The 12,719-nt window shown below is 70.8% G+C and carries 9 protein-coding genes and 1 tRNA gene; 7 read left to right on the top strand and 3 right to left on the bottom strand.

Annotation, left to right across the window (positions count from 1 at the left end; translation table 11 throughout):
- Positions 1-23: 23 nt before the first annotated feature.
- From HNR07_RS00280 to HNR07_RS00270, 3 genes are all read right to left on the bottom strand, one after another.
- Entirely contained in the window at positions 24-944 is a 921-nt protein-coding gene (locus HNR07_RS00280; protein ID WP_184360324.1) for a 2-hydroxyacid dehydrogenase, read from the bottom strand.
- 123 nt (positions 945-1,067) lie between these two features.
- Positions 1,068-1,910, bottom strand: coding sequence for a TrmH family RNA methyltransferase (locus tag HNR07_RS00275; protein ID WP_184360321.1), 843 nt, complete (start codon positions 1,908-1,910; stop codon positions 1,068-1,070).
- Between the two features lie 45 nt (positions 1,911-1,955).
- Positions 1,956-2,543, bottom strand: a complete 588-nt coding sequence (locus tag HNR07_RS00270) for a hypothetical protein (RefSeq protein WP_184360318.1) — start codon at positions 2,541-2,543, stop codon at positions 1,956-1,958.
- Between the two features lie 508 nt (positions 2,544-3,051).
- On the opposite strand from HNR07_RS00270, the gene HNR07_RS00265 reads away from it, so the two are divergent.
- The 7 genes from HNR07_RS00265 (at position 3,052) to HNR07_RS00235 (ending at position 12,687) form a co-directional block, all read left to right on the top strand.
- The gene (locus HNR07_RS00265) at positions 3,052-4,785 is read left to right on the top strand and encodes a substrate-binding domain-containing protein (RefSeq protein ID WP_184360315.1); all 1,734 of its coding nucleotides are present in this window, start codon (positions 3,052-3,054) and stop codon (positions 4,783-4,785) included.
- Between the two features lie 284 nt (positions 4,786-5,069).
- Entirely contained in the window at positions 5,070-6,830 is a 1,761-nt protein-coding gene (locus HNR07_RS00260) for a substrate-binding domain-containing protein (protein ID WP_184360312.1), read from the top strand.
- Between the two features lie 368 nt (positions 6,831-7,198).
- Positions 7,199-7,927 (top strand): hypothetical protein, encoded by a 729-nt coding sequence (locus HNR07_RS00255; protein ID WP_184360309.1) that lies wholly within the window; start codon positions 7,199-7,201, stop codon positions 7,925-7,927.
- Between the two features lie 99 nt (positions 7,928-8,026).
- On the top strand, positions 8,027-10,138 hold the full coding sequence (locus HNR07_RS35370; RefSeq protein WP_184360306.1) for a DUF2510 domain-containing protein: 2,112 nt from the start codon (positions 8,027-8,029) through the stop codon (positions 10,136-10,138).
- An 87-nt stretch (positions 10,139-10,225) separates the two neighbouring features.
- The gene (gene orn / locus HNR07_RS00245) at positions 10,226-10,876 is read left to right on the top strand and encodes an oligoribonuclease (protein ID WP_184360303.1); all 651 of its coding nucleotides are present in this window, start codon (positions 10,226-10,228) and stop codon (positions 10,874-10,876) included.
- 67 nt (positions 10,877-10,943) lie between these two features.
- Positions 10,944-11,019, top strand: a tRNA-His gene (locus tag HNR07_RS00240).
- Between the two features lie 309 nt (positions 11,020-11,328).
- A complete protein-coding gene (locus tag HNR07_RS00235) occupies positions 11,329-12,687 on the top strand; it encodes a tyrosine-type recombinase/integrase (protein ID WP_184360301.1) in 1,359 nt (452 codons plus the stop codon).
- Positions 12,688-12,719: the final 32 nt, after the last annotated feature.

Raw genomic sequence — 12,719 nt, 5'->3', positions numbered from 1 at the left:
CGCGCCCCAAGGTCTGGCGCGCCCTACTTGCCGGGGCGGACGACGTTGGCCAGCGGTTCCCCGGCCGCCCAGCGGGCCAGCTGGGTGTCCATGAAGGCGCGGGCGCGCGGGTAGAAGGCCGCGGAGCCGCCCGCCACGTGCGGGGTCAGGTACACGCCGGGGGCGTCCCAGAGCGGGTGCTCCACCGGCGGCGGTTCGGGGTCGGTGACGTCCAGGGCCGCGCGGACCCGGCCGTTCTGAGCGAGCAGGGCTTCGGTGTCCAGGACCGCGCCGCGGCCGACGTTGACCACCAGGGCGTCGTCGCGCAGCAGGGCGAACTCGTGCGCGCCGAACAGGCCCCGCGTGTCCTCGGTGAGCGGGGTGACCAGGACGACGACGTCCACCTCGGGCAGGAGCACGTGGAGTTCGTTGACCCCGTGCACGTCCTCTTCCGGGCGGGCCCGGCTGGCCACCCGGACCACCTCCGTCTCGAAGGGCAGCAGGCGCGCCTCGATCGCCCGGCCGATGCTCCCGTAGCCGATGATCATCACCCGGGAGTCGGCCAGGGACCGCTGCGGGACCGAACCCCAGCGGTGTTCGCGCTGGTCGAGCGCCCACCGGGGCAGGTCGCGCTGCGCGGCGAGCATGAGTGCGAGCGCGTGCTCGGCGGTGCTGGCGTCGTGCAGCCCTCGGCCGTTGCACAGGGTGACGTGGTCCGGGAGGAGCCCGAGGACCTGTTCGTACCCGGCCGAGACCAGCTGCAGAACCCTGAGCTCGGGCATTCGCGTGATGATGTCGAGCCGCTCGTCGACGCCCTGGGTGGAGGGCGCGTAGGGCACTTGGTAGAAGGTGACGTCCGCCAGCCCCTCCTCCGGGGCGGGTCCCCCCGCGTAGAGGTCGACGTGGAGCGCTTCGGGCGCGTTGTCCCTGTTCTGCTCCCACTGCACCAGTGCTCGGCCGCCCATGTCGTGCGTCCTCCCTGTCCTCGGTCCGTGTCACGCGCCACACTACGGGCTCGTCGGAACCGAGGCGGGGTCGTTGCCCGACCGGACCGGGCTCCACCCCCGGCTCGGGCCCGGTGGTCCCGCTCAGCCCAGGTGGTCCCGGGCCGCCACGTTGCCGAACCTCGAGAGCTCGTAGCAGGCGATGGCGGCCGCGGCGGTGACGTTCAGGGAGTCGATGTCGCGGTCGGCCATCGGGATGTGCACGCGGGAGGTGGCCCGCTCCAGCCAGCGTGAGGACAGTCCGTCGCCCTCGGTGCCCAGCAGCAGCCCCACCCTGGCGTCGGCGTCGAGGCGGTCCATGGCCTCGCGCATCGGGAGCGAGCCCTCGCCCGGGGTGAGCGCCATGAGGTCGAAACCGGCGTCACGCAGGGTGTCCAGGCCGCCGTACCAGTCGTCGAGGCGGGTGTAGGGCAGGGTGAACACCGCCCCCATCGACACCTTCACGGAGCGGCGGTAGAGCGGGTCCGCGCAGCGCGGCGCGAGGACCACCGCGTCCACTCCCAGCCCGGCGGCGCTACGGAAGATCGCGCCGACGTTGGTGTGGTCCACCAGGTCCTCCAGCACCACGATGCCGCGGGCCCCGGCCAGGACCTCCCCGAGCTCCGGCAGGGGCTTGCGGTGGTAGGCGGCGAGGGCGCCCCGGTGCAGGTCGAAGCCGACCACGCGTTCGGCGGTCTCCTCGCTCACCACGTACAGCGGCGCCCCGGAGGCGGCGACCACGTCGTCCAAAGCCTCGGCTCGGCGTTCGGTGAGCAGGAAGCTGCGGGGGGCGAACCCGGCGGTGGCGGCTCGGCGGATCACCTTGTCGCCCTCGGCCATGAACAGGCCGTGCTCGGCCTCCAGGTGGCGGCGCAGGTTGACGTCGCGGAGCCGGGTGTAGTCGGCCAGACGCGGGTCGGCGGGGTCACTGACCCTGATGACATCCATGGTCAGCGATTATCCCGCAGCCCGAACCCCCAGCGCCCTTCCGGTTCAGGCGATCTGTTCGGTGACGGCGCGCAGCCGCTGCCAGCGGGCCTCTTCGCAGGAGCCCTTGCGGGAGAGCGTGGTCTCGATCTCCGCGCCCTCCCAGACGCCCTCGATCATGGCTTCCTGCGGGCCGTACACCTTGTCGGTGCAGACCGTGCCCTCACGGACCTCGGTGAACAGTTCGCCCGCGGAGGCTTCGCCCGGCTCCCCGTTCCCGTAGGAGCCGGGGTCACCGGCGGTCGGGTCCCCGGCGAGTTCCTCGGCGGCCTCGGCCATCACGGTGCAGGGCTCGGGGTCCTCGGCGAGGTCACCGGTGCAGTTCAGGGTCTGCACCCAGGCCAGGCCCCGGTCGCTGACGTGGATGCGCAGGTGGCCGACGGGACCGGACTCCTCCTCCGACTCCTCCCGGGGCTCGATGGCGCTTCCGAGCACCTCCGGGCTGGCCGCGTTCGCGGTCTGCACGTCCTGCGGTGGCAGCATCGACGGGCCGACCAGCACGGCGTAGGCCACCGCGCCGGCGCAGCAGGCTCCGGCGAGCAGCGCGGTACCGAGACTGCCTCGGCTGCGTCGGTCACTGTGCGAATGGGACATGCCATAACCCTCGGGGGTCGATCGGTCACGGGGGCGCCCACCGCGCGGGGTGCCTCTGATTCGCGGGGCAGCAGCCAAGCGGGCGTCAAGTATCGGTCAAGCGAATACCGGGGGCCAATGCTAGCCGGGAGTGAACAGTGGTACTGGACCGGCACCGTAACAAAGCGATCACCGGGTGCGCCGGGCAAGCCTTCGAGAACCCCTCCGACGAGCGGCGCGACGATCGGCCCGGTGTTCGTACTGTGAGCCAGGACACCCCCACCCTTCCTCCCCGACCTACCAACGAGTAAGGTCCTGGTGAGGAATCGTTCGTGTGCCAACGGCTGGTCGATCACATCCGCAGTGTGTGATGCCGTTCGCCGTACGAAGGTTCACACAGTTCCCACCGCGGGTGCCGGGCGCAGCACCCCGCGGCCGACCCCGAGCCCGCCCCCTGAGCCCGGCCCCGGAGAGGCTCCCAGAGGTTCTCAAGTCCGGGACCGGAGACAGCCACACCCCCGGAGTGCACGTGTCCAGTGGACGCCACCGTCTTCCCTCACCGACCGTCACCACCACCCGCAAGGCGGTGCGGTCGCCGCTGGGGATCACCGCGATCGTCGTCGCCCTGATCGTCGTCGCCGCGATCGCCGTGCCGGTCACCATGAACGCCCTCGGCTGCGGGGAGACCCGCTACCTGCGGGTGTCCACCACCCAGAGCATCGCACCCGTGATGCGCGAGGCGGCGGCGGAGTTCAACGCGGACCGGCCCAGCTACGGCGGGCAGTGCGTGTACGCGCAGGTGGACGAGATCGCGCCGCACCGGATCCTGTCGGCGCTGACCGGCGGCCAGCCGGGCGACTCCACCATCGCCCCGCACGTGTGGGTGCCCGAGTCCTCCGCCTGGGTCGAGCTGGCCCGGGTCTCCGACGGCGGGGCGCACGGGCTCGAGACCGACCCGCCCTCCCTCGCGAGTTCCCCGGTGGTGCTCGCGGCCCCGCCGAACACCGAGGGGATGCCGGACCCGGACGACGCCAGCTGGACCCTGCTCCTGCCCGACGGGCGCGACCCCGACCGCCCCGTGGTGATGGTCGACCCCAACCGCGGCGCCGACGGCATGACGGTCATGCACGCGATCCGCGACCACCTGGGCAGCGGGGACGACGCCGACACCGCGATGACCGACTTCGTGCGCGACGTCCAGCTGGACAGCGCGTTCGGTGAGATCGACCTGACCAACGTCTTCACCGGTTCGGCCGCGGCGCACGAGCGGGTGGCTCCGGTCATCGCCGTGCCCGAGCAGGCCGTGGTGGCCTACAACAACCGCCGCGCCGACTCCGCCCCCGCTCTCCAGGCGCACTACATCAGCGACGGCACGGTCAACCTGGACTACCCGTACGTCACCGCCACCGACGACTCCGCGCTGCAGTCGGCCGCCGCCGACCTGTACGAGGTCCTGCGCGGCAGCGAGCACCGGACGAGCCTGCGCGAACTGGGCTTTCGCGACCCGAGCGGGGAGGCGTCGGCCACCCTTGCCGCCCAGACCGGGATCATCGCGCAGCAGCCGCCCGTCCACGACGACCTGACCGGCGACGCCCTGCTCGCCTCGGTCACCGACTGGAACCGGCTGGGCATGCCCAGCCGCACGCTGGTGCTGGCCGACGCCTCGGCGAACATGGCCGACGAACTCGACGGCGGCCCGGAGCGGATCGAGGTGGCCAAGCAGGCCGCCCTGATGGGGCTGGGGATGTTCCCCGACGAGACCGACATGGGCCTGTGGCTGATGTCCGAGGAGCTCGACGGGAACGGCCGTGACGAGGCCGCGGACATGCACCGGCTGGGCGCGGCGGACAACGGCGACACCACCCGTCGCCAGGAGCTGGTCAAGGTGGCCGAGGAACTGGAGGTCGCGGGCGGCGGGTCACGCCTGTACGACAACATCCTGGCCGCCTACGACGAGGTGACGGACGACTACCACGAGGACAAGATCAACAGCGTCATCCTGCTGACCGCCGGGCAGGACGAGGGGTCCAGCGACATCTCCCACGAGGAGCTGGTGGCCGCGCTGCAGGACCGGTTCGACCCCCAGCGCCCGGTCACGATGTTCATCATCGCCTTCGGTGAGCAGGCCGACGAGCTGGAGCTGGCACAGATCGCGCGGGCCACCAGTGGTTCGTCCTTCGTGACCGAGGATCCGAACGAGATCGGCGACATCTTCCTCAGCTCGATCTCGCGGCGTCTGTGTGTACCCAACTGCGACAACTAGCCCCAACCAAGGGGTCTCGATTCGGTATCAGAATGGCTTTTCGGACAGGCCACATTTGGAACTCCAATCCGGTCCATACCGGTCGAATTTCCCAGGGTGGCCGATGCTCCGCCAGTGATCAGGTCCCACCGGCCCGAGTGCCGCCCACAACCCTCCGGGTGTGGCCCCATTCACGGCACTTGGTGCGTTGAGTAACGTTCCCATCAGTAACACCACACAACACCCCCTACCGACTCATCCCCCTTGTACGACACCTCGGCCGTACACCACCCGTGAGGAATGCTGTGGGACGTCACCGCGGAAGATACGCAGAAGAACCCTCCGGCCGGAGCAGACGCCGCCGCGGTCGCGGCGGAGCGTTCGCCGCCCTGGCCGCCGCGATGGTGATCGTGGTCGGACTCGCCGTGGCGGGCGTGTACATGTTCGGGCAGGGCGACGGCTGCGGCGGCTCCGACATCGAACTGGACGTCGCGGTCAGCCCCGAACTGGGCCCCGCGCTGACCGACATCGCCAGCGACTTCAACGCCGAAGAGCACACAGTCGACAACAGGTGCGTGCGCGCCAACGTGCGCCAGGCCGACTCGGCCAACGTCGCCTTCGGTATCACCGGAGCCGGCGCCACCATGGGCGACACCGACTCCGACGTGTGGATCCCGGACTCCTCCGTGTGGTCGCGCCTGGTCCAGAGCCAGGCCGGGGAAGCCATCATCACCGAGACCGGCACCTCGCTGGCCCGCAGTCCGCTGGTGCTGACCGAGCGCACCGAATTCGCCGAGGACGGCGACGAAGACACCACGTGGATGGACGTGGTCCCCACCGCCGCCCCCGGCGAGGAAGCCGACCGGGTCGTCCGGGTGGTCGACCCGGCCCGCAGCTCCAGCGGCCTGGGCACGCTCTACCTGCTGCACGGCGCCCTGGAGGAGGCCACCCCCGACGCCGACACCTTCAACGCGCACATGACCGCCGCGCTGCAGGCCCTGCACCAGGGCGCCTCCGCCGACGAGGACGCCGCGTTCCTGGCCCTGAGCGGCGGCAGCGCCGAGGCCCCGCCCGTGATGGTGATGTCCGAACAGGCGGTGTGGCGCTACAACGCGGCCCACTCCGACTCCGCCGCCCAGCCCAACTACCTCAGCGACGGCACCTACTTCCTCGACTACCCCTACATCGTGCGCAGCGAGGACAGCGAGATCACCCGCGCCGCCGAGGTGTTCCGCACCGCGGTGCGCACCGACAAGGCCGTCGAGCGCTTCCTCGCCGAGGGCTTCCGCGACTCCGAAGGCGGGCTCGACGCGTCCGTGCTGACCGAGGAAGCCGGGTTCCTCGCCGAGGAGCCGGGCGAGCTGCCCGCCCCCTCGGAGGGCTCCATCACCGAGCTGACCCGTTTCTGGAACCAGCTGAAGATGGACTCCCGGGTACTGACCATCATCGATATCTCCGGGTCGATGCTGGCCGAGGTGCCCGGCACCGGGCTCACCCGCATGCAGGTGGCCGGCGCCGCCTCCGCCGAGGGCCTGCAGATGTTCTCCGACAGCTCCGAGCTGGGCCTGTGGGAGTTCTCCACCAACGTCAACAACGGCATGAACTACCAGGAGATCGCCCCGATAAGGGAACTGCAGGCCACCGATGAGGCGGGGAACGAGCACCGGGACGTGATCGGTGCCGCGATCCAGAACCTGGAGCCGCTGCCGCAGGGCGACACGGCGCTGTACGAGACCTACCTGGCCGCCTACCAGGAGATGTCCCGGACCTACCGGCCCGACCGCACCAACGTCGTGCTGATGCTCACCGACGGGGACAACGACAACCCCGGCGGCCTGGAGTTCGACGAACTGATGTCCGAGCTCGACTCGCTCATCAGCCCGTCCCGGCCCATCCCGATCATCACGATCGCCTTCGGTCCGGACGTGCAGCACCTGGAGCCGTTGCAGGAGATCGCGGCGGCCACCGGGGGCGCGGCGTACATGACCGAGGACCCGACGGAGATCGGGGACATCTTCCTCCAGGCGTTCTCCCTGCGCATCGCGGACGAGAACGACGGGAGTTAGAGGGGCCCGAGGCCTCAGGGCACCAAGGGCTCAGGGGCGCCCCCGCGGGACCGATGACCGACCGACCGGGTCGTGGCCGTGTGCCGCGGCCCGGTCGTCGCTTTCATGGGGATTCCGTGGGTATTCCGGGCCGGGTCCGAGATGGGGTCAGGACAGGAGCCCGGGGGGGCGGGAACCGCGATCGGAGGACGTTCGTCCAGGACCCGCGGAACAGAAGGTGACATGAACCTATCCACCCCTCGAAGGGCTATGGACTTCTTCTCCGGGGTGGCGTACCACGGGAGGGACCTGGGTCCGGAACCCCGTCCCTCCACTGCCGTCCCGGACCTCCAGGCTTGAGACCCGCTGCGGTCGGATTGGGGAGTGCCATGGCGAAGGCGTGGATGCCCGGAGCCGAGAGGATCGACGGAGGAACCACACGGACCGCCGACGGGCTCGGCGCCCCGCGTGCCGTGTGGACGGTGACCGGAACCGACCCGAACATGTGGTCGGCCCGCGAGGAGGCGATCCGCCTGGTCCACGAGGGCAGGCCCCCGCACCTGGTGTGGAACCCGCTGACCGGCGCGGTGGCACAGATCCTGGCGGCCACCCGCCGGAGCGAGCTCCTGCTGGGCCACACCTCGCGCTACGGACAGCACCTGGACCACGGCGACGAGGGCCGGGTGTGCCTCGTGGTCGCCGTGGTGTCCACGGAGAAGGAACCTTTCACCGACGGCCCCCTGGTCGGTCTGGCACCGGTCCTGGAGTGGCTGGGCTCGTGGGGTGTGGAGAGGGGCTGGCCCGCCGGTCCGCCCGGTCTGCGGGGCGAGCGGCGCCCCAGCGAGGAAGAGCGGTCCCGCACGTGGTCCCGCGGCGGACACTTCGGCCACGACCAAGTCCCGGGGTCCGCGTCGACCGCGCCCGGTCGGGTGGACCCCGAGCAGCTCCTGATCGCGGGAACACGCGAAGTGTCCCCGGGACCGGAGTCGGGGTCGGGGTCGGGGTCGGAGCCTGGATCGGGGCTTGGGTCGGGGTCCGCCCGTGAGGCGGCCGCAACGGCAAGGGCCCCTCAGCTGTCCAGGGAACACCCCGAACCACAACCCTCGGTCATCACGTAAGCACACAAAGGGAGGGATGAAACCACCAAATCCCCTCCTTCAAGGAGAATCGGATTCCACTGGTTAAGTACAGCTCCAAAACCCCTTAGTCTGGCGCCCATGGGTGGATCTATCGAGCCGGGTTGGTACGCGGACCCGCAGGGCGACGCGCAGACGCTCAGATGGTGGAACGGTGAAGAGTGGACGAGGCATACCCGTTCACTGAGCGAACTCCAAGGCGGCGCCGACGGCTCCGACGAGGAAGCCGCCACCACCTACCTGGGCGGTCAGAACAGGGACGACCCCTCGTCCGACGACGAGGAGGAGGGGACGGTCCGGCTGGGCTCCTCCGCTCCCGCGCCGGTACCGGTCGAGGACGAGCCCAGCACCATGCGCATCGACCCCTCGTGGGCGCAGCAGGCCTCGGCCCCCGACCCCGCCCCACAACCCTCGACCACCCCGGACGACGACGAGCCGAGTACCGTCCGAATCAACCCCTCCTGGGCGCAGGACTCCTCCCCCCAGCAGCCGCCGAGCACCACCCCTCCCCCCGCTCCGATCGGGGACGAGCCCAGCACCATGCGGATCGATCCGTCCTGGGCGCAGCAGTCCTCGGCCCCGGGCAACCAGCCCCCGGTGGACGACGAGCCCAGCACCATGCGGATCAGCCCGTCCTGGAGCCAGCAGTCCGCTGGCCACCCTGACGAGATGCCCACGGCCAACCTCGCCGACGACGACGAGGCCACCGCCGACCTGAGCGGTGTCGGCACCACCATGCGGGTCGGCCCCGGCGACCCGCCCGGATCGGGCGACGACGTCCCCACCGCCCACATCCCGGACGACGATGTGCCCACGGCCAACCTCGCCGACGAGGCTATCGGCGACACCCCGCGCACCGCGGTGTTCGACCCCAACGCCGTCGGTGACACCCCCCGTACCGCCGTCTTCGACCCCAACGCCGTCGGTGACACCCCCCGTACCGCCGTGTTCACGCCCGGCGGAGACGACCGGTCCGCCGCCGACCAGTCGCCCGGCGGCACCGCCATCTTCGACCCCAACGACCCGATGTTCTCGGGCGGCGGGAGCGATGACGGGGACGACAAGGGCGGCAAGTTCAACAAGTTCCTCGGCAGTCTCAAGGAGGGCTGGGCCGACCTCTCCGAGGAGCGCAAGGAGCAGCGCCGCCAGGCCGAGGAGGAGGCCGCCAAGAAGCGCGAGGAGGAGCGGGTCCGCCGGGAGGCCGAGGCCGAGAAGCAGGCCGAGGAAGCCCAGCAGCGGGCCGAGGAGGAGCGCAAGCGCGCCGAGGAGGCCGCCAAGCACGCTCCCCCGGTCCCCCAGGCGGACACGCCTTCGGCGGCCAACGATCCCCAGTCCGCCGGCGCCCCGCCGCTCGGCTGGACCCCGCAGAGCCCGGGCCAGCCCCACTCGGGCGCCAACCAGCCGCCGTCCGGTCCTCACCAGCCCCCGTCCGGTCCGCAGCAGGGGTTCGACCCGGCGGGCGGCCCCCAGGGCGGCCAGCCGCCCTCCGGCCCACAGCCGGGCGGTTTCCCGGGCCAGCGGCCCCCGTCCGGGGCGAACCAGCCGCCGTCCGGACCTCAGCCCGGCTTCCAGCAGCAGGGGTTCGGGCCGCAGGGCCCGCCTCCCGGTCAGCCGCCGCAGCAGTTCGGCCCGCCCGGGAGCTTCCCGCCGCCGCAGCAGATGGGCAGCCGCCCGCCGATGCCGCCGCAGGGCGCACCCCCCGGCCAGCAGCCGCCCCAGCAGTTCGGCCCGCCGCCCGGAGGCCCCGGCCCGCGCCCACCCATGGGCGGCGGCCCCGGCGGTCCCCCCGGTGGACCTGGCCGCCCCGGTGGACCTCCTCCCGGCGGTCCCGGCGGCCCGCGCCAGGGCCCCATGGGCGGCCCTCCCGGCGGCCCGGGTGGTCACGGTGGTCCGCCGCCCGGCGGCTCCCCCTGGGGTCCGCGCCCCGGTGGACCCCAGGGCGGTCCTCCCGGAGGCCCCCAGGGCGACCCGTTCGGCAGCCCGTACGGCCAGCCGCCCCAGCAGCCCCAGCCGCCCCAGCCGCCCGCGAAGAAGAAGCGCGGCTGCGGTTGCGGCTGCTTCGCCCTGATCGCGATCACCCTGGTCGTACTGGTGCTGGCCTACCTCCAGTTCTGGGACGTGTGGGACTGGCTGTACATCGTCTTCGACGTCGGCGAACCGCCGGGTGTCTCGGACCCCTTCGTCTGGGACTGACCCAGTGGTGACGGGGGCGGTGGGTCATGGACCCACCGCCCCTTCGCCATCTCCGCACTGCTCCGCAAAACCCCTAAGCTGACCGGTATGAACGACAGTTTGGTGTGGATCGACTGCGAGATGACAGGCCTCGACTTCGAGAACGACGCACTGATCGAGGTTGCCTGTCTGATCACCGACGGAGAACTGAACATCCTCGACGAGGGTGTGGACGTCGTGATCAAGCCCCCGCAGGAGGCCCTGGACCGGATGGGCGAATTCGTCCGGAACATGCACACCACCTCGGGGCTCCTGGAGGAGCTCGACAAGGGCATGACCCTTGAAGAAGCAGAGGACCGCGTCCTGGGGCACATCCGCCAGTACGTCACCGAGCCCCGCAAGGCGCCCCTGTGCGGCAACTCGATCGCCACGGACCGCACCTTCCTCGCCCGCGACATGCGGCGCATCGACGATTTCCTGCACTACCGGATGGTCGACGTCTCCTCCATCAAGGAGCTCCTGCGCCGCTGGCACCCGCGCGTGTACTACGCGAGCCCGGAGAAGAACGGCGGCCACCGCGCTCTCGCCGACATCACCGAGAGCATCCGTGAGCTGCGGTATTTCCGCGCCGCCGCCTTCCTCCCGGAACCCGGCCTGAGCTCGTCCACGGCCCGCGCCATCGCCGCCGAAGTGGTCGCCGACGGCACCGGCTTCGAGGCACGTGACGCGGCTCTCGCCAAGTCCGACCCGGAAAACTGATCGAAGCACTCCTCAGAGTCCGATAAGCTTTCATACGTACGCAGGGCCGAGAGGCCAGGCGGACGTGGTGGGTGTAGCTCAGCCGGTAGAGCACTTGGTTGTGGTCCAAGAAGTCGCGGGTTCAAGTCCCGTCACTCACCCCAGAGGCTCAAGCCCCTGACCAGCGGAAACGCAAAGTGGTCAGGGGCTTTTGCGTTGCCGGGGGTGCACCGGAGGGTGCACGGGGCCCACCATCCGGACTGGTGAGTGTGTACCGCCCATCCCGTCACTCACCGATGTGTCGGGGGTGCACGGCCGTGCACCCCGGCCCTGACCCGCCCCGAAGCCGCACAAACCCGCCGCATACGGGCATCGGTACATCCGTCGGGCACCCGTCCTGGCCTGCGCAAAGATCTTCGAGGACCTTCGCGGATTCCCTTCGCTTTCGCCCGCACCCAAGCGATGGTCCATCCATGGCAACCATCAACCAGCGCACCCTGACCGACGGACGCGCCCGCTACTGGGTCAAATGGCGGCTCGGCGGCACCCGTGGCGGGGCGCCCCAGTCCGAACCCTTCGACACCCGCGCCGACGCCCACACCTTCAAACTCCACGTCGAAGCGGCCGGACATCACTGGCCCGAGAACTGGATCCCCCGCCAGGGCTGGGCCGAGGGATGGGTCCCCGGCCACGGCTGGGTCAAGGTCGCCGAAGAGGACGAGCCCGAGGCCGAACCCGTCATCTTCGCCGACTTCGCCCGCGAGCTCATCGACTCCATGACCGGCATCGAGGAACGCACCCGTGCCGACTACCACCGCGAACTCGAACTCCACCTGATCCCGCACTTCGGACAGGTCAACCTGCGAGACGTCACCCAGCTCAAACCCAAGGACGTCCGCGCCTGGGTCAACCAGCTACGCACCGGCACCCCCGACCCCAAGGCCTCCTACCGCACCCCCAACCCCAGCCGGGGCCGCCAGAAGGAACCCGGGTGGCTGCGCAAACCCCTGGCGGCCAAGTTCATCCACAACCTGCACGGGCTGCTCTTCTCCATCTGCGAGGCCGCCGTGCGCGAGGACCCGCCCATCCGGCCCTCCAACCCCGCCGCCCGCACCCGGCTGCCCCGCGCCGACCACGAGGCCGACACCGAGATGTGCTTCTTGACCCGTGAGGAGTTCACCCTGCTCCGGGACTCGATGCACCCGGACGTGCGCGACATGGTCGAGGTGTTCGTACGCACCGGCATGCGCTACAGCGAACTGGTAGCCCTGCAGGTCCGCGACGTCAGCTTCACCCCGACCATCGACCACGACGGACAGCAGCAGGTACGCGGGCACCTGGACGTGCGCCGGGCCTGGAAGCGCGGACCGAACAACACCTTCCACCTCGGGGCGCCCAAGACCCGCAGCTCCCGGCGGCGCCTGCCGCTCTCACCCCGCACCATCGACCTGCTGCGCCCCAGGCTGGAAGGAAAGAAGCCCGAGGAGTTCGTCTTCACCACCGACCAGGGGTCCTGGTGGCGGCACTCCTCCTTCTACGGCCGCCGCTGGGCACCCGGCGTCAAGGAGGCCCAACGGCGCGGGCTGGGCAAGAAGCCGCGCATCCACGACCTGCGCCACACCCACGTGGCGTGGCTGATCGAGAAGGACGTGCACGTGTTCAAGATCCAGCGCCGACTGGGGCACACCTCGATCACCACGACCATGGACCGCTACGGGCACCTGGTCACCGACATCGACGACACCATGATCGAGGCCATCGACGGCCCGCCCACTCCCCCGAAGCCGCGCACCGACCCCGGCGGTGAGCAGCGCCTGCGCCTGATCTCCTAAAGCCCAAGGGGTAGGAACACACGGGGCCGATG

The sequence above is a fragment of the Nocardiopsis metallicus genome, assembly GCF_014201115.1.
In the GTDB taxonomy this organism is placed as follows: domain Bacteria; phylum Actinomycetota; class Actinomycetes; order Streptosporangiales; family Streptosporangiaceae; genus Nocardiopsis; species Nocardiopsis metallicus.
Note: the sequence above shows the minus strand (reverse complement) of the source record. Positions and strands in the feature narration are given on the sequence as shown.